General features: G+C 33.9%; 17 protein-coding genes. 10 read left to right on the top strand and 7 right to left on the bottom strand.

Going from position 1 to position 18,660, the window contains the following annotated elements; translation table 11 throughout:
* The first annotated feature begins 27 nt into the window (after positions 1–27).
* On the top strand, positions 28–396 hold the full coding sequence (locus GXM16_RS07565) for a hypothetical protein (protein ID WP_163393796.1): 369 nt from the start codon (positions 28–30) through the stop codon (positions 394–396).
* A gap of 44 nt (positions 397–440) precedes the next feature.
* The gene (locus GXM16_RS07560) at positions 441–1,160 is read left to right on the top strand and encodes a hypothetical protein (RefSeq protein WP_163393795.1); all 720 of its coding nucleotides are present in this window, start codon (positions 441–443) and stop codon (positions 1,158–1,160) included.
* A gap of 179 nt (positions 1,161–1,339) precedes the next feature.
* Here GXM16_RS07560 and GXM16_RS07555 read toward each other — a convergent pair whose 3' ends face one another.
* The 5 genes from GXM16_RS07555 to GXM16_RS07535 all read right to left on the bottom strand — a co-directional run bounded on the left by GXM16_RS07555 (position 1,340) and on the right by GXM16_RS07535 (position 7,506).
* Positions 1,340–2,041 carry a DUF2971 domain-containing protein gene (locus tag GXM16_RS07555; protein WP_163393794.1) on the bottom strand — a complete coding sequence of 234 codons (702 nt, stop codon included), beginning with the start codon at positions 2,039–2,041 and terminating at the stop codon, positions 1,340–1,342.
* A 131-nt stretch (positions 2,042–2,172) separates the two neighbouring features.
* The gene (locus GXM16_RS07550) at positions 2,173–4,002 is read right to left on the bottom strand and encodes an ABC transporter ATP-binding protein (protein WP_163393793.1); all 1,830 of its coding nucleotides are present in this window, start codon (positions 4,000–4,002) and stop codon (positions 2,173–2,175) included.
* Positions 4,003–4,154: 152 nt separating this feature from the next.
* Positions 4,155–5,882, bottom strand: a complete 1,728-nt coding sequence (locus GXM16_RS07545) for a phospho-sugar mutase (RefSeq protein ID WP_163393792.1) — start codon at positions 5,880–5,882, stop codon at positions 4,155–4,157.
* A 129-nt stretch (positions 5,883–6,011) separates the two neighbouring features.
* Positions 6,012–6,968 carry a glycosyltransferase family 2 protein gene (locus GXM16_RS07540; RefSeq protein WP_163393791.1) on the bottom strand — a complete coding sequence of 319 codons (957 nt, stop codon included), beginning with the start codon at positions 6,966–6,968 and terminating at the stop codon, positions 6,012–6,014.
* Between the two features lie 7 nt (positions 6,969–6,975).
* The gene (locus tag GXM16_RS07535; protein WP_163393790.1) at positions 6,976–7,506 is read right to left on the bottom strand and encodes a DUF4199 domain-containing protein; all 531 of its coding nucleotides are present in this window, start codon (positions 7,504–7,506) and stop codon (positions 6,976–6,978) included.
* Positions 7,507–7,755: 249 nt separating this feature from the next.
* Here GXM16_RS07535 and GXM16_RS07530 point away from each other — a divergent pair, with 249 nt between their 5' ends.
* From GXM16_RS07530 to GXM16_RS07520, 3 genes are all read left to right on the top strand, one after another.
* Positions 7,756–8,010, top strand: coding sequence for a type B 50S ribosomal protein L31 (locus GXM16_RS07530; protein ID WP_011921626.1), 255 nt, complete (start codon positions 7,756–7,758; stop codon positions 8,008–8,010).
* A 187-nt stretch (positions 8,011–8,197) separates the two neighbouring features.
* Positions 8,198–9,373: a GlmU family protein gene (locus GXM16_RS07525; RefSeq protein ID WP_163393789.1), complete on the top strand. Its 1,176-nt coding sequence runs from the start codon at positions 8,198–8,200 to the stop codon at positions 9,371–9,373.
* A 208-nt stretch (positions 9,374–9,581) separates the two neighbouring features.
* Entirely contained in the window at positions 9,582–11,216 is a 1,635-nt protein-coding gene (locus GXM16_RS07520) for an ABC-F family ATP-binding cassette domain-containing protein (RefSeq protein WP_163393788.1), read from the top strand.
* A gap of 73 nt (positions 11,217–11,289) precedes the next feature.
* Here GXM16_RS07520 and GXM16_RS07515 read toward each other — a convergent pair whose 3' ends face one another.
* Positions 11,290–12,783 (bottom strand): S41 family peptidase, encoded by a 1,494-nt coding sequence (locus GXM16_RS07515; RefSeq protein ID WP_163393787.1) that lies wholly within the window; start codon positions 12,781–12,783, stop codon positions 11,290–11,292.
* A gap of 248 nt (positions 12,784–13,031) precedes the next feature.
* On the opposite strand from GXM16_RS07515, the gene GXM16_RS07510 reads away from it, so the two are divergent.
* From GXM16_RS07510 to yiaA, 5 genes are all read left to right on the top strand, one after another.
* Positions 13,032–13,541: an RNA polymerase sigma factor gene (locus GXM16_RS07510; protein WP_163393786.1), complete on the top strand. Its 510-nt coding sequence runs from the start codon at positions 13,032–13,034 to the stop codon at positions 13,539–13,541.
* Entirely contained in the window at positions 13,528–13,986 is a 459-nt protein-coding gene (locus tag GXM16_RS07505) for a hypothetical protein (RefSeq protein ID WP_163393785.1), read from the top strand. The genes GXM16_RS07510 and GXM16_RS07505 overlap by 14 nt, the downstream gene beginning before the upstream one ends.
* A gap of 12 nt (positions 13,987–13,998) precedes the next feature.
* The gene (locus GXM16_RS07500) at positions 13,999–14,526 is read left to right on the top strand and encodes a DUF4252 domain-containing protein (protein ID WP_163393784.1); all 528 of its coding nucleotides are present in this window, start codon (positions 13,999–14,001) and stop codon (positions 14,524–14,526) included.
* A 1-nt stretch (position 14,527) separates the two neighbouring features.
* Positions 14,528–15,064, top strand: coding sequence for a DUF4252 domain-containing protein (locus GXM16_RS07495; protein WP_163393783.1), 537 nt, complete (start codon positions 14,528–14,530; stop codon positions 15,062–15,064).
* A 139-nt stretch (positions 15,065–15,203) separates the two neighbouring features.
* Positions 15,204–15,602, top strand: a complete 399-nt coding sequence (yiaA, locus tag GXM16_RS07490) for an inner membrane protein YiaA (protein WP_163393782.1) — start codon at positions 15,204–15,206, stop codon at positions 15,600–15,602.
* Positions 15,603–15,671: 69 nt separating this feature from the next.
* On the opposite strand, the gene carB is transcribed toward yiaA, so the two are convergent.
* Positions 15,672–18,527, bottom strand: a complete 2,856-nt coding sequence (gene carB / locus GXM16_RS07485) for a carbamoyl-phosphate synthase large subunit (protein WP_163393781.1) — start codon at positions 18,525–18,527, stop codon at positions 15,672–15,674.
* Positions 18,528–18,660 lie beyond the last annotated feature (133 nt).

Here is an 18,660-nt window from a genome sequence, read left to right as displayed (position 1 = left end):
AGTAAATTAAGTTTTTCTTTGAAAAAAATGAAAAATAACCTCGATACGGTAAACGGAATTAGAGTACATTTAGGGAAAAAGCTGTCCTATGAAGTTTTTGTTGAAATAATAGATATGCTTTATATAGAAAATATTTCAACATGGATGCTGTATGATGATGATATTTGGATCTTTATAATTCCTCAGTTTAAAAATGAAGTATTAATTAAAGAAAAAAAGACAACTAAATATTGTGGTTGTGTTTATGTTGAGGAATTAGAAAAAGAAAAGAAAGAAGAAGAAGAAGAAAGAGGGGTTATTGATTCATATAGAAAGAACTGGATTGTTTTTCCAGCCTATTTAGGAATTGTTCTAATTAACATCTTTTCATTAGTAAAATTCAATAAAAACCAATAATACAATCAAAAATAGTATATTTGATAATCGAATATAATTTGCAGATGAAAAAGTACTTTAAATATACAGCCTTAGCAATTGTCGGAACACTAATCAGCTGCCGCGAAGAAGTTCAAAAACCAAAAGTGAGTTATGATGTCTCGAACAAAGTAAGTGTCAGTAAAACAGATTCAACACAAATTGAAGTGGCAGATTTGCCAATCCAGATGGAAGGAACTAACTATCTGATACATCCTGTTGGAGATTTACGGGTTTTTGAAAAAGGGTCGAAAGCCCGTTACGGGTCTTCAAGTGTAAATGATGTAAGTTTTACTATTTCTAATTTAGGGGAATATGAAATTACGGGTTATTTACAAAATTTGAAATTTCAAAAAACAGATTCAGATTCCATACGACCGCTGTCTGATAAACCTATTTTAATTCTAACAGCGACATATTTAAAAACAATTGCTGATAAAACACAAAATAGAATCATGGTTTATACGCTTACAGATTCGGATACGAATAAAGATGGTAAGATAGATACAGGTGATATCAAAACCCTTTATCTTAGTGATATTAGCGGAGAAAACTTTACAAAAGTTTCTACGGATTTACAGGAACTTGTAGACTGGAATATAATTGAATCAAAAAATCGTCTGTATTTCAGAACAATTGAAGATACCAATCAAAATGGGCAGTTTGATAAAAACGATGTTTTGCATTATAATTATATCGATTTGGCTTTAAAAAACTGGGAAGTGAAAAATTATAAGCCTATTTAAGATACTAAGATTCTGAGGTACTTAGCTTCTAAGGTTTTGCAGCAGATAGAAAAGATTCTGCCTTTAGAATAAATAAAAAGGAAAACCGTATAGAAATTTTAAATTTCTATACGGTTTTTTATTGTGGCTAGAAAAAACTCAGTAGCTAAGTACCTCAGAATCTTAGCAACTTTAAAAACTCAAATCAAAATATCGCTTTCCAGATCTGATTTTTCTATTTCTAGTCCAAATCCCAGGCGATCTACCAATTCAATAACCAGTTTTTTATACCAGTTTTCTGATTTAGGATGAATGTATATTTTTTCGATTAACTCATTAATGTCAACATTGATTTTTAATCCTTCATTCAGTTTTAAAGTACTTTGGGACGTGTCTGTAATAATGCGTACTTCACGTTCGTATTGAAAACTTTTTCGCTTAAATAAAAAAGGGAAGAAGGAATCATCAAACGGAATATATTCTTTTTTGTAGTCGATATAATTTACCTCACCGATATACTGATCAAAATTTTGCTCAGGATTTACTGCTTTTTGCAATCTTCCAATCGTGGACTGTATAGCTAATCCTTCACTGTTTTGTGTGAAAATCTGCCACATGGCAAACGATTCGTATTCGTTAATATGCCAGCTGCTGACAGCTACCTTTTCCCGATGTGTTTTATAATAATTTAAAAACTCAGGGTTGTCGATGGCGAGTTTTTTAATTTCTTCGAAAGTTGGTTCACTGAAAGTCCCTTCGTACTGATCTTCAAATTTGTCAGATCGGGACATGAATAATTTTTTTGAGAGTAATAAATCAAGAAATTTAGATAGATCAAGGTATTTCCAGACAACGGTATCAGGATCGTCAGGCAGTTTGATGTTTGGGTTGTTAAGATACATTCTGAGAGAATTAAATGATTTATTCTTTAACTAACCTAAAGTTATAAAAATAAACACAGATTAAGGAAATTAAACTCAGTTTTAATGTTTCCTTAATCTGTGTAAATTAATAAGGTTATTGTAAGTGAATCTTAAGATTCGAAAGACTGCATTGTTACCAGTTTGTTATAGGTGCCGTTGTGTGCAATTAATTCTTCATGGGTTCCTTGCTCTACAATTCGTCCTTTTTGCATTACGACAATTAAGTCCGCCTTTTGAATCGTAGAAAGGCGGTGAGCAATAACAATTGAGGTTCTGTTCTGCATCATGTTTTCAAGGGCAACCTGAACAAATTTCTCGCTTTCGGTATCCAGTGCTGATGTTGCTTCATCGAGAATCATAATTGGCGGGTTTTTAAGTACTGCACGTGCAATAGATAAACGTTGTTTCTGGCCTCCTGATAATTTGTTTCCGCTGTCGCCAATATTAGTGTAGATTCCTAAAGGCAATTCTTTTACGAATTCAAATGCGTTGGCTATTTTTAAAGCTTCAATGATTTCGTCATCTGTAGCATCTAATTTTCCTAAAGAAATATTGGCTTTGATAGTGTCATTAAATAAAATGCTGTCCTGGGTAACCAAACCCATCAGACTTCTAAGGGACTGAAGATTTATTTCTTTTATGTTAACTCCGTCAATAGAAATAGATCCCTCACTGACATCATAAAAACGGGTTAGCAAATTTGCAATTGTGCTCTTTCCGCTTCCTGATTGTCCAACAAGGGCAACAGTCTGACCTTTTTTGATTTCAAGAGAAAAGTCTTTTAAAACCGTTTCGTTTTCGTATTTGAAATTGATGTTTTGAACACTAATGTTATTGTCAAAAGTTTCTTTTTCAAGGGCTTTTGGTTTAGAAACAATTGTGTTTTCCTGTTCTAAAATTTCCAATACCCGGTCAGCAGCTGCATTTCCTCTTTTCACAGCATAGGATGCTTTTGAAATTGATTTTGCAGGTGTAAGTATGTTGTAAGCAAGCCCCATATAAGCAATAAATGATGCTCCGTCTAATGTTTTTTCGATCAAAACCATCTGGCCTCCGTACCATAATAAAATGGTAATTACCATAATTCCCATAAATTCACTTGCCGGAGAAGCTAAATTCTGACGATGTCCGATGCTGTTTGATAATTTAAAGAAACGGTCAGTTGAATTTTGAAATACAGTAGTGAAATAATTTTCAGCATTATATCCTTTTACAACTTTTAATCCTCCAATAGTTTCTTCAATGGTAGATAAAAAGGTGCCTTGTTCCTGCTGTGCTTTACTGGATTTCTTTTTAAGCTGTTTCCCAATTAACGAAATAATATACCCTGAAACCGGAATGAATACAAAAACAAATAAAGTTAGTTTGGCGCTAAGGATTAACATAGCGATTATGGTAAAAATTATGGTTAAAGGTTCTTTTACAATGAGTTCTAAGATGGCTAAAAAAGAAGTCTGGACTTCGTTGACATCCGCAGAAATTCTTGAAATAACATCTCCTTTTCGTTTTTCAGAAAAAAAAGCCAATGGTAATTCCAGTGTTTTTTTATACATCGCATTTCGCATATCTTTCAAAACGCCATTTCGCAAATAAGTAACAAAAAACATGGCCAGATAATCAGCCAGGTTTTTTAACAGGAATATAGAAATAATGATGGCGACCATAACCGAAAGTACAAAACCGGGATTGTTTTGGTCAGTATTGGTGGTGATATAATAGCTTAAGTAGTTTTCTCCATATTCTTTTATGTGTGCGATTCCTTGATAAGTAGGCATCACTGTGTTTCTTTTTGTTTTGTCAAATAAAACCTGTATCATCGGAATTAATGCCATGAATGAAAGGGTGCTGAAAAGTGCATACAAAACATTAAAAAAGATGTTTAAAAATGCATATTTTTTATAGGGATATATAAAAGGTAGTATTTTTTTGAAATTACTCATTTATTTTTTTGAAATTTATTTTTTTATCGCACAAAATTAATCGAATTAGGGAGGTTTCAATTTCTTTTTGCTTTTTTTTATAAAAAAAGCCCTGATTTGTATTGAGAAAATACAATCAGGGCTTAAGAAAATTTTATACTTAGTTCGTTATTTTAACTTAATTGCATATCTGCAATGATATTTTGTATTTTTTGATCTAAGAATTTTTCTGCTGCATCAAAATCCAAAACCGACTCAATTTCAGCATTTACACTAATATAGAATTTGATTTTTGGCTCAGTTCCGCTTGGTCTGGCACAAATCTTAGAACCGTCTTCGGTATAATAAATCAAAACGTTTGATTTCGGCATATCCATTACAGATTCTTCACTGGTCAGTAAATTCAAAGCAACAGAGGACTGATAATCTTCGACCATGATTACTCTTTGCCCGTTGATTTCTTTCAATGGATTTTCTCTTAAATTAATCATCATCTGATTAATTTCTTCCAAACCTTCAATTCCTTTTTTAGTTAAAGAAACCAAATATTCTTTGTAGAAACCATTCTCAACATAAAGCTGTAAAAGTTCTTTGTAAACAGAACTTCCGGCAGCTTTTGCCTGAGCAGCCACTTCACAGATCAATAGAGTTGCAGCCACAGCATCTTTATCACGAACTGCATCGCCAACCATGAAACCAAAGCTTTCTTCACCACCTCCAATAAATTGAAGTTCAGGGAAATCCTTAATCATTTTGGCAATCCATTTAAATCCGGTCAGACCAACTTTACATTCTACACCATAGCTTGTAGCCAGTTCCATAATCATTGGAGTAGAAACAATAGTAGAACCAACAAATTGTTTTCCATTGATTTTTCCAGCTTTTTTCCATTGCTTTAATAAAAATGAAGTCATTAAAACCATCGTCTGGTTTCCGTTCAGCAAAATCATTTTACCATCGTTATTACGAACAGCAACGCCTAAACGGTCACAATCGGGGTCAGTTCCCACTACAATATCCGAATTGGTTTTGTCTGCCAAAGCTAAAGCCATAGTCAGTGCTTCAGGCTCTTCAGGATTTGGGGATTTAACAGTAGGGAAATTTCCATCCGGCACCGCTTGTTCAGGAACAATATGTACGTTTTTATAACCAGCCTCAGATAAAGTGTCCGGAATCGATTTTATAGAAGTTCCGTGCAATGAAGTAAATACAATGTGAAGGTTATCTTTGGCTTCAGCCGGAGTATTAAAACTTGCGTTTTCAATAGATGATTTAACAAAAGCTTTATCGATTTCAGCATCTATGTACTGGATTAAACTTTCATTCGCATTAAATTTAATCTTATCATAGGTTAGGCTTTCAATTACTTTAATAATAGCTGCATCTTCCGGTGGAACAATTTGTCCGCCGTCTTCCCAATATACTTTGTATCCGTTGTATTCAGGTGGATTATGCGAAGCAGTCAATACAATTCCGCATTGACATCCTAAATATTTAAGCGCAAAAGACAATTCAGGAGTTGGACGCAAATCAGAAAACAAATAAACCTGAATTCCGTTTGCAGAAAAGACATCGGCTACTACTTTTGCCAAAGTATTACTGTTGTGACGGCAATCGTAAGCAATCACTACTTTTATCGTCTGATTAGGAAAAACTTCATGCAGATAGTCAGAAAGTCCCTGTGTGTTTTTTCCAAGCGTATATTTATTGATACGGTTATTTCCGATACCCATAACGCCACGCATTCCGCCTGTTCCAAATTCCAGGTTTTTATAAAAACTTTCCTCAAGTTCTTTTGGAGATGTGGTCATTAATTCTTTAACAGCAGCTTGTGTTTCTTTATCAAATGTTGGTGTTAACCATTCGTTTACGGCGTCTAAAATATTAGGTGCTATATTCATGTAACTATTTTTTTAATGTTTTAATTAAAGATAAGTATTTTTCAGGAGCTAATCCTGCTGTTCACTATATCTTTTGTGCCGAACCCCGCCACAAAAGGATGCCGTTCCCATCAGGGCTAGGGCATTGCGTTAAAAATTAACTTCCCGGGCAACTTTATATCGGGCTTCATTGCTTTTAGTACGTAAAATAATTTCGCCTAAAAACCCGGCCAAAAACAACTGAGTGCCCAGAATCATTGTTGTCAGGGCAATGTAAAACCACGGATTATTTGTAACTAAAGTATATTTCATCCCTGTATACATATGGTACAATTTGGAAATTCCAATATATCCTGCTGCTAAAAATCCAATGATAAACATAAAAGAACCAATCGCGCCAAACAAGTGCATTGGTCTTTTTCCGAATCTCGATAAAAACCAAATAGTAATCAAATCAAGGAATCCGTTAATAAAACGCTCCATTCCAAATTTGGTTTCGCCATATTTTCTGGCCTGATGTATTACTACTTTTTCACCAATTTTTCCAAATCCGGCATTTTTAGCCAAAACCGGAATATACCGGTGCATTTCGCCTGAGACTTCAATGTTTTTTACAACAACGTTTTTGTAGGCTTTCAACCCACAATTAAAATCGTTTAACGCAACACCAGAGGTTTTTCTGGCGGCCCAGTTAAATAATTTTGAAGGAAGATTTTTTGCAACAACAGAATCGTAACGTTTCTTCTTCCAGCCTGAAACCAAATCATACTTTTGAGCAGTAATCATTTCGTACAATCCCGGAATTTCATCAGGACTGTCCTGTAAATCGGCATCCATTGTGATAATGACGTCGCCTTGTGCTTTTGCAAAACCGGCATGTAAAGCCTGCGATTTTCCGAAGTTTTTCATGAAACGAATTCCTCTTACATTCGGATTTTCGTTAGAAAAGCTTTCGATAATATTCCAAGAATCATCCGTACTACCGTCATCTACAAAAATGATTTCATAAGAGTAATTGTTAGACTGCATCACTTTAATAATCCATGAGTAGAGTTCTTTTAGTGATTCCTCTTCATTTAGAAGCGGTATAAGTATAGATAAATTCATTTATTTTTTATTCTTGTGTAGTTTTGCTTTTAAAAAATGCTGCGAAAATTAATCCGAAAACGGCGCTGATTACTATCGCGAAAACAGAACCTTTTAATAATTCAAAAGTTGAATAAGGATTCGACTGTTTCATTTTGTCAATGGTTTCATTAATTACAGAAGCTGGTGATCCAAATTTCTGCATCATGTTTACCGTATATTTAATCATTAATTCGTTTAAAGTATCTTTTGCTGAAGGATCTACAACGTTAAAAAGGACAATGTTAAAAGAAGTAGAAATCAGAATTCCGATTACTGCTGCTATGAAATAAGTAGTAAAAGCATCTTTAAAAGGAAAAATGCCTTTTAATTCTTTCTTGGTTTTAGAAAGCAAAATGATAGAAATCGTCAGACTTATAACAATACCTAATAATCCCATCCACCATGCAGTAAATAAGTTTAAATCAATTGCATATATTGTAGCTGTAATTAATGCAGATGCAATTCCAATCATTACACCATACGTAATCCCATTCTTCTTTATAACTTCATTAATCATATTTTTATATGTTTAAAATTAATCCACAAATATAGCAATTCCCGCTATAATCGAATATAAAAAAAGCTTTTCGAAATTAACTAAAAAAAAGCAGGTTAAGTATTTGTTTATTAAAAAAGAATTGTAAATTTGCACACTCAAAAATAATTAAATTTTTAAACAAAAAAGAGTATAATTTGTTTACACCTTTTTCTAACCATGAGAAAGCTTCAAAACGAAAATGCTCTGAAACAATAAATAAAAGAAAAGATGAAAAAAGGAATCCACCCAGAAAATTACAGATTAGTTGCATTTAAAGACATGTCAAATGATGACGTTTTTATCACTAAATCTACAGCAGATACAAAAGAAACAATTGAAGTTGACGGAGTTGAGTATCCAGTTGTAAAAATGGAGATTTCAAGAACATCTCACCCTTTTTATACTGGTAAATCTAAACTTATCGATACTGCAGGACGTATTGACAAGTTCAAAACTAAATACGCAAAACACGCTAAAAAATAATAGTTATTTTATTCATACAAAAGCCTTCCATTCGGAGGGCTTTTTTTATGGTTTAATCTGTTATTTGAAAATAACGGAAGAGTTTTCTTTGTTTTATGAAAACAGACTCTTAATCTAACGCATAAATATTTGTAACTTTGGAACTGATAACCAAATCAAGATTTTAACAAGTACCAAATTTATTATTATGAACTACATTCTTTTTGACGGTCCCGTTCGGAATGCTTTATTACCTTTTACTTTTACCAGGCCTGTGGCTGATATTCTAATCGGAATTATGACTATTCGTCAAAAATGGGAAGCCCGATTGGGTTCTACAATCACTACAATTACAGAAGAATATTTGTCGGCCAAATTTCCGATGGTGGAGATGGAAGAAAATGTGATGATAAATGCGGCGTATTTGCCCAATGATACGCTTGTAGAAATGATTTCTGATTTAAAGGAAAACCAGGCCATTTTTAGAGGGGATGATGTAATTGCTTTTTTTTCAACTGATAATCAGGAGGAAGTCGATTTTGACTCGTATGATATTATTCAATACAGTGACGAATGTCTGACAGTTGAACATACCTGGGATATTTTCTCTAAAAATGACGCTGCCATTCGTGCTGATTTTGAATATCTGACAGAAGATCGAAAATCACAGCCAATTCCGAAAAGCGTGAATGTTATTTCACCTGAGAATATTTTTGTTGAGGAAGGTGCTAAACTAGAGTTTGTGACTTTAAATGCTTCAACCGGACCAATATATATTGGTAAGAATACCGAAATTATGGAAGGAACCGTTATCCGTGGCCCTTTTGCTTTATGTGAAAATGCACAGGTAAAACTGAATGCAAAAATTTACGGCGCTACAACAGTTGGACCGGGATCCAGAATAGGGGGAGAAGTTAAAAACGCAGTTCTTTTTGCAAATTCAAACAAAGGGCATGATGGGTTCCTGGGTGATTCTGTTTTAGGCGAATGGTGTAATATTGGAGCAGACAGCAATAATTCGAACCTGAAAAATAACTATGAAGAAGTGAAATTATGGAGTTATGAAACAGAAGGCTTTGCCAAAACCGGACTTCAGTTTTGCGGTTTAATGATGGGGGATCATAGTAAATGCGGAATCAATACAATGTTTAATACAGGGACGGTAGTAGGAGTGAGCGCTAATATTTTCGGATCTGGTTTTCCTCGCAATTTTGTTCCGAGTTTTTCATGGGGAGGTGCTGCCGGATTTACAACTTATATTACCAAAAAAGCTTTTGAAACTGCTAAATTGGTAATGGGAAGAAGAAATATCGAGTTTGATGAAACAGAAGCTGCAATCTTAGAACATGTTTTTGAGGAAACCAAAAAATGGAGAAAGGATTAATGTGTCAATGAGATAATTAGTCAATAAGATAATTTTTTATAAACCCGACAGATTTAAAAACGTGTCGGGTTTTATTTTTAGAGATTCGGATAATTATCTAATTATCGCATTCGCAAATTATCTAATTAAAATCTATCTTTGCACCTTCAAAAAAATACTTGCTGGGAAATTTAAAAATCTGAGCAGTCTAAAAAACTAAAAAATCCCAATGATTACAGTTAACGATATTTCGGTTCAGTTTGGTGGAACTACATTATTTAGCGATGTTTCTTTTGCTATCAATGAAAATGATAAAATTGCCCTTATGGGTAAAAATGGTGCGGGAAAATCGACACTTTTAAAAATAATTGCGGGCCAAAGCAAACCTTCAACCGGAAGTATCTCGACCCCAAAAGATGCAGTAGTAGCCTATTTGCCTCAGCATTTATTGACCAAAGACGGATCGACTGTAATGGAAGAAGCTTCCAAAGCTTTTGGTGAGATTTTTAAAATGAAAGCCGAAATTGATGAAATCAACGAACAATTAACCGTTCGTACTGATTATGAAAGTGATGCTTACATGAAATTAATTGAAAGAGTTTCGGATTTAAGTGAGAAATATTATGCTATTGAAGAAATAAATTACGAAGCTGAAGTTGAAAAGATCTTAGTAGGTCTTGGTTTTGAACGAGAAGATTTTACACGCCAGACTTCTGAATTTTCAGGAGGATGGAGAATGCGTATTGAGCTGGCTAAAATCCTTTTGCAAAAACCGGACTTGATTTTACTGGATGAGCCAACGAATCACATGGATATTGAGAGTATTCAATGGTTAGAAGAATTTTTACTGACTTCGGCAAAAGCGGTTGTGGTAATCTCGCACGACAGGGCGTTTGTAGATAACATTACAAACAGAACTATCGAAGTAACAATGGGAAGGATTTACGATTACAAGGCCAAATATTCCCATTATTTGGAACTCAGAAAAGACAGAAGAATTCATCAACAGAAAGCGTACGATGAACAACAGAAATTCATTGCAGATAATCAGGCTTTTATTGATAGATTTCGTGGGACTTTCTCGAAAACAGATGCGGTTCAGTCTCGTGTAAAAATGTTGGAAAAACTAGAAATTATTCAGGTTGATGAGGTCGATACCTCTGCATTGCGATTGAAATTTCCACCTGCTGCACGTTCGGGACAGTATCCTGTTATTGTAAAAGAGATGTCTAAATCTTATGGTGATCACGTTGTTTTTAAAGATGCTAATATTGTAATTGAACGTGGTCAGAAAGTGGCTTTTGTTGGAAAAAACGGTGAAGGAAAATCAACCATGATCAAAGCGATTATGAAAGAGATTGGTGTTGATTCAGGAAGTGTAGAAATTGGACATAATGCGCAAATTGGATATTTTGCTCAAAATCAGGCAGCATTATTAGATGAAAATGCGACCATTTTTGAAACGATTGATGCTATTGCCGTCGGAGATATTCGTACTCAAATCAAGAATATATTAGGAGCTTTCATGTTTCAGGGTGACGATATTACCAAAAAAGTAAAAGTACTCTCAGGAGGTGAAAAAACACGTCTGGCGATGATTAAATTATTGTTGGAGCCAGTAAACTTGTTGATTCTGGATGAGCCTTCAAATCACCTTGATATGAAAACTAAAGATATTATCAAAGATGCATTGCGTGATTTTGACGGAACATTAATCCTGGTTTCTCACGACCGTGATTTCCTTGACGGATTAGCAACTAAAGTTTTCGAATTTGGAAACAAACGTGTAAAAGAACATTTTGAAGATGTTGCCGGTTTCCTGGCACATAAAAAAATGGATTCGATGAGAGAAATTGAAAAGTAAAATTTTCTGCTTTATATAAAAATCCCTCTAAGAACTATATATGGCCTTAGAGGGATTTCTGTTTTTTATTGTTTTAACCTTTGGGTACGGTTTCTAAATACATTTCTTTTCCAAAACGACGCATTGATTTTGAGTCTGTAAAATAGGGAAGGGTTAATCCTTTTTCTGGTTGTGTTCTTTTTGTGGTTGTTTTTTTTGGATTTATAATTGAGATTGCAAGGTTCAGTAGAGGCTCCGCCTGATCGTCTTCCGGGTCTCCTGATGCCTCGCCTAAAACTCTAAGAGTCCTTGCTCTTTCAGATAATTCGTAATCTGGTTTTAATCCTGCTGTATAATCACCAAAATTATCCTTATTCGTAATTTTAAAAATCAAAGGCTGCATGGCATACTTATGTGTCGGATTTACTTTTGTTTTCGATAAAGATGGTGAATCATAAACCGTTTGAGAACCAACGTTTTTACCTACAGTGGTTCCTCCAATTTGAACCACATCAATATGTGATTTTAGACCATTAATAACTAACTCACTGGCAGAAGCGGTACTTCCTGTTGTTATAATGTAAATTTTATTTAATTTTAAACTATTTACTGCATTACCGTTAAACGTTGATACAAATTTTTCTTCTAATGACTCTAATTGTGAGCTGCTTAACGTATTCATTCGTTTGAGATTATATTGTGTTTTCGCAAAAATATCATTTGGAAACTGTCCCGTAATCATGCTTGCTAATCTAATTGAAGAACGAACAGAGCCTCCTCCGTTATATCTTAAATCTAAAATAAAATCAGTAACTCCTTCTGTTTTAAATTTTCCAAAAACCTGATTCAGTTCGTTGTCATATTCGGCATAAAATCCATTATACATTAGATAGCCTATTTTATGACTTCCTGAAGAGATTATTTTATTGATTAAAATTGGATTTTCTTCTAAAATTGTTTTTGTCAACGCTACTGATTTGCCGTTCAAAACAAAAGCACTCCCATTGTATTCAGCTAAATTTAACGTATAACTGTCAGAATCAGAGTTTAAAAGTAATGATCTGTAATTTGATTCTGTAAGCGGTATGCCATTCACACTTGTAAATAAATCACCACGTTTAATATCTTTCTTTGAAGCATCAGAGTTAGGAATTATATACCGAATGTAGCCTACCAAACTCTCGGATCCTTCGGATTGTCTGCCTAACCCAAAATCAATACCACTATTCTTTGTAATTCCGTTTAATTCCTGTTCTAAAACGGTATAATCATCTACAATCCAGCTAAAACGATCAATGGCGATTCCAATTGGATACTTGCTTTTTGGTTTATTTAATAAATCCTGAAATAAATCTTCCGGCTCTGAATATCCTTTCAAAAACGAATCTAATGCATTTTGGTCTGTAAAACGGTTATCAGCTAAATTAGGAACATCCGCCTGCCAAAGGTAAACCTTATTTAATCCTCTCCAGATGAAATTATTTATTTGTAAATCTTTTGAAGTAGCAACATCATCTTTGTCATCACAGGATTGAAAACTAAATACTGCTAAAAACAATAAAAAAGCCCTTTTTAATATTTTTTTCATAATTCTGAGTTTGTCATGATATAAACGTAAAAATAGTACCTTTAGTTTTAACTATAATGAATGTACAGTTTTTTTACAATATTTTTTTAAACTTGAGTGTAACAAAAATAATACTAATTCGTCTTGAATATATAAGCTAACAAACCACCTTTGATTTATAAAATGAATATGACTTTAAAACACGTCAAAAAACATTAATCAAATATATGGGTTACATGTGACTGATCAAAACCAATAATTAACCAAATATGAACCAGATTGTATTTATAGAGTTAATAAGCCCTTTTAAAGACAAAGTTTTTCGTCTGGCAAAAAGATTATTGACAAGCACCGAAGAAGCTGAAGATGCAACTCAGGAAGTAATGGTGAAGTTATGGAGCAAAAAAGAAAATTTAGAGACTTATAACAATATTGAAGCTGTGGCTATGACAATGACAAAAAATTATTGCTTCGATCAGTTAAAGTCTAAAAGAGCAGATAATCTTAAAATTGTACATAATAATTTTACTGATCGGGAGCCTCAGTTAGATAAAAAACTTGAAGATTCAGATAGTTTGGAATGGGTTGAGAAAATAATAAACCAACTGCCTGAGCAGCTTCAAATATTAATTCAGTTGCGGGATGTTGAACAATACGAATTTGAGGAAATCGCAAAAATTGTAAACATGAATGAAACAGCTATTAGGGTAGCACTTTCAAGAGCGAGAAAAAAAATAAGAGAATCAATGGTTAATACACATAGTTATGGAATTAAATAAAATAAAAAATATATTAGAAAAATACTTTCAGGGAGAAACTACTATTGCTGAAGAAAACGAATTAAAAGAATACTTTTCTTCGCCAAATGTTGCGCAGCATTTAAAGCAATATCAGCCAATTTTTAGCTATTTCTCTCAGGTAAAAGAACAAAAAATGATGCAGGAGATTCCACTAAAAACTAAAAAACGAAATGTGGCGTGGTTATCGATTGCGGCTTCGATTGTAATTTTACTGGGAATCGGTACCTTTTATTATGTGAGCGACAACAGTACAAATAATGTTGTGGCAAAATCAGAATTAGGGACTTATGATGATCCTGAAGAAGCGCTGAAGGCAACTCAAAAAGCTTTGTCATTATTATCAAACAATGTGAATGTAGGTATAGAAAGTGTACATTACATTAAAGAATATGAACAATCAAAAAACAAAATTTTTAAACAATAAATTTTATATAACATGAAAAATTTCATCATAACAGTAATTTTAGCCCTTTTTACTCATTCTTTTTATGCACAAAATGCCTTTGATAAATTTGATGGCCAGGACGACGTGACTTCTGTCATTGTCAATAAAAAAATGTTCGACATAATGAGTAAGGTAAAAGTGGATGCTTCTGATAAAGAAACTCAGCAATACATGAATCTGATTAAAAAACTGGATAATTTGAAAGTGTTTACTACCAAAAATCCAAAAATTGAAGCAGATATGAAACTATCTGCTGATAAATACATTAAAACGGCCAGTTTAGAAGAATTGATGCGTATTAATGATAGCGGGAAAAATGTGAAAATTTACGTCAAATCAGGTGCAAGTGATACTAAGATAAAAGAATTATTTATGTTTATTGATGGTGTCAAAAATGAAGATACAGTTTTGCTGTCTTTAACCGGGAACTTTGATTTAAATGAAATATCAGTACTAACAGATAAGATGCAGCTTCCCGGTGGAGCAGATTTGAAAAAGGCTTCAAAAACCAAAAAATAAAATGAAAGCTAATGTTTTTACCTCAGCCTTTATAGTATTGCTAACTTTAATAAGTTGTAATTCTGAGCCTTCACTGCAAAAATATTTTGTGGAAAATACAGAGAATAAGGATTTTATAACGCTTGATGTTTCACCTAGTATTTTAAATGTTGATAAAACAAAATTATCGCCTGAGCAAACAGAAGCTTTAAATTCTTTTGATAAAATGAATATTCTGGCTTTTAAGACAAATGATAAAAATCAAGCACAATTTGAGCAAGAGAGTGCCAAAGTAAAATCTCTTTTAAAAAATCCTAAATATCAGGAATTGATGAAGGTTGGTTCTGGTAAAGATGGTGCTTCTGTGAGTTTTGTGGGCACTGATGAAAATATAGAAGAGTTTGTGATTTTTGCCAATAGAAAAGAAAACGGTTTTGCTGTCGTTCGCGTTTTAGGGAAAAACATGAATCCAAATAATATTATGACCTTAATGTCGGTTTTGAAAAAATCAAATATTGATATGGAACAATTGAAACCATTGCAGCAATTGGTTAAATAATTATTTTCTGGATTAATACAATTAAGCCTCGATTTGGGGCTTTTTGTATATTTGAAAGATTATGCTGAATAATATTTGTTTTTTCTATTCTAAAAGTTGAGCTACTTGATTATATTTGCGACTTACCAAAATAATAAATATGATACAAAAAACATCGAATGCCTTTATAGCGGCATCATGGGTAGCTCTGGGAGCTGGAACAATTGGTTTTATAGTCGGGCTTGCAAGAGCTGAAATGCAGTTAAACGAAAAAGGATATTACTTTACCGTTTTAATGTTCGGGCTTTTTGCTGTAGTTTCATTGCAAAAAAGTGTTAGGGACAGATTAGAAAATCTTCCGGTAACAGATATTTATTACGGAATTTGTTGGTTTGGAACTCTTTTATCAATTGTTTTATTGGTAGTTGGACTTTGGAATGCCACTATTTTACCAAGTGAAAAGGGATTCTATGCTTTTGCTTTTTTGTTAGCACTTTTTGGCGCTATTTCTGTTCAGAAAAACACAAGAGATAACATGAATTTTGGTCAAAGCGAATAATTTTAGAATAAATCAAAACTAAAAAAGCTCCAATTTTCATTGGAGCTTTTTTTTATAATAGATTTGAGATTATTTACTCAGATACATTTTTCTTCTGGAGTACAATTCGTAGAATTGATCGTCTTTTAAGTCATCAATAAACAAGATGCTTTCTCCTGTTGATTTCATTTCTGGCCCTAATGCTTTGTTTACATTTGGGAATTTGCTGAAAGAGAAAACTGGTTGTTTGATCGCATAACCGTTTAATTGCGGGTTGAAATCAAAGTCGGTTACTTTGCTGTGGCCTAACATTACTTTTGTAGCGTAGTTTACATACGGTTCTCCGTAAGCTTTTGCAATAAACGGAACCGTTCTTGAAGCTCTTGGATTTGCCTCAATAATGTAAACCGTATCATCTTTAATTGCAAACTGGATGTTGATTAATCCAACAGTTTTTAAAGCTCTTGCAATTTTATATGTGTGATCTTTAATTTGCTGCATTACAAATTCTCCTAAGTTGAAAGGAGGCAATGTTGCATTACTATCTCCGGAGTGAACACCACAAGGTTCGATGTGTTCCATAATTCCGATGATGTAAACATTTCCATCAGCATCGCAGATTGCATCAGCCTCAGCTTCGATTGCTCCAGCTAAGTAATGATCTAATAATAATTTGTTTCCTGGAATTGCTTTCAATAAATCGATAACGTGCTCTTCAAGTTCTTTTTTGTTGATTACAATCTTCATTCCCTGTCCTCCTAATACATAAGAAGGGCGGATTAAAAGTGGGAAATCCAGCGTGTCAGCTAGTTTTGAAGCTTCATCAGCTGTTTCAGCGATTCCGAATCTTGGGAAAGGAATATGTAATTCAGTCAGTAAGTCAGAGAAACGGCCTCTGTCTTCTGCTAAATCAAGTGCGTCAAAGCTGGTTCCGATGATTTTCACACCATATTTAGAAAGTTTTTCAGCTAATTTCAAAGCAGTCTGACCGCCTAACTGTACAATAACACCTTCTGGTTTTTCATGTTGGATAATATCGTAGATATGTTCCCAGAAAACTGGCTCGAAGTATAATTTGTCAGCTGTATCAAAGTCTGTAGAAACTGTTTCAGGATTACAGTTAATCATGATCGTTTCGTAGCCGCATTCTTTAGCTGCTAAAACTCCGTGTACACAAGAATAGTCAAATTCAATTCCTTGTCCGATTCTATTTGGTCCGGAACCTAAAACAATTACTTTCTTTTTCTCTGTTACGATACTTTCGTTGTCCACAAAACGCTCTCCGTTTGCTTTTTCGATTTCAGCTTCAAAAGTAGAGTAGTAGTAAGGAGTCTGTGCTTTAAACTCTGCTGCACAAGTATCAACCAATTTAAATACACGGTTGATTTTTTGTTCCATACGTAAAGTGTGTACTTCGCTTTCAAGACAATTCATCATGTGTGCTAATTGTCTGTCTGCAAAACCTTTTTGTTTCGCTTCCAATAACAATTCTTTAGGAAGATCAGCAACTTTGTAGTTTGAAATTTCTTTCTCTAAAGTATAAAGCTCTTCGTATTGTTTTAAGAACCACATATCGATTCTTGTAATTTCATGAATAGTGCTCAATGGGATTCCCATCGCAATTGCATCGTAGATTACGAAAACACGATCCCAGCTTGCGTGAGTCAGTTTGTCGATAATTAATTCGTAATCTTTATATCCTTTTCCGTCAGCGCCTAAGCCGTTTCTCTTAATTTCTAGAGATTGGGTTGCTTTGTGAAGAGCCTCCTGGAAAGAACGTCCGATTCCCATAACCTCACCTACAGATTTCATCTGAAGACCTAAAGTTCTGTCTGAGCCTTCAAATTTATCAAAGTTCCAACGTGGTATTTTTACGATTACATAATCTAAAGTTGGTTCAAAAAGAGCCGAAGTAGATTTAGTAATTTGGTTTTGTAGCTCATCCAGGTTGTATCCTAAAGCTAATTTAGAAGCAATTTTTGCAATTGGATATCCGGTTGCTTTTGATGCTAAAGCGGAGGAACGGGATACACGAGGGTTGATCTCGATTGCCACGATATCTTCTTTTTCGTCTGGAGAAACTGCAAATTGTACATTACATCCTCCCGCAAAGTTCCCGATGCTTCTCATCATTAAGATGGCATAGTCACGTAATTTCTGGAAAGTTGTATCTGATAATGTCATTGCTGGTGCTACTGTAATCGAATCTCCTGTATGGATTCCCATTGGATCCATGTTTTCGATCGAACAAATAATTACAACGTTGTCATTTTTATCTCTTAAAAGCTCTAATTCGTATTCTTTCCATCCCATCAAAGCTTTGTCAATTAAAACTTCGTGAATTGGAGAAGCTTCAAGGCCTCTTGTTAAAAGCTCATCAAAATCTTCTTTTTTGTACACCACAGCGGCTCCGGTTCCTCCAAGTGTAAACGAAGGACGGATTACAAGCGGAAAACCAAACTCCTGAGCAATTTCTTTTCCTTCTAAATATGAAGTAGCCGTTTTTGCTGGCGCTGTTGGTACATTTATTCTTTCTAAAAGCTGTTTGAACTGCTCTCTGTCTTCAGTAATATTAATTGCGTTTACATCAACACCAATTAATCTTACGCCGAAATCCTGCCAGATTCCTTTTTCTTCAGCTTCCAAACACAAATTCAAAGCGGTCTGACCTCCCATTGTTGGTAAAACAGCATCAATTTGTGGATGTTCCTTCAGAATTTCAATAATCGATTTTGTAGTTAATGGTTTCAAATAAATATGATCGGCCATAGATGGGTCGGTCATAATTGTTGCTGGATTTGAGTTGATCAAGATAACTTCAATTCCTTCTTCACGAATAGAGCGTGCAGATTGAGATCCTGCATAATCAAATTCGCAAGCCTGGCCAATAACAATAGGTCCTGAACCTATAATTAAAACTGATTTTATTGATGTGTCTTTAGGCATTTTATATGTATTGTGTAGTTATTTACGATTTTAAAAAACGGTTCTAGTGTGTTATAAACTAGAATGTTGAGAAAATTTTTACCGACAAGGTATAAAAAAAGGCGATACTAAAAAAGTAATCGCCTTATGTATG

Origin of the sequence: Flavobacterium limi (genome assembly GCF_010645075.1) — a bacterium.
GTDB classification, from domain to species: Bacteria; Bacteroidota; Bacteroidia; order Flavobacteriales; family Flavobacteriaceae; genus Flavobacterium; species Flavobacterium limi.
This window is presented reverse-complemented; position numbering and strand designations above follow the sequence as displayed.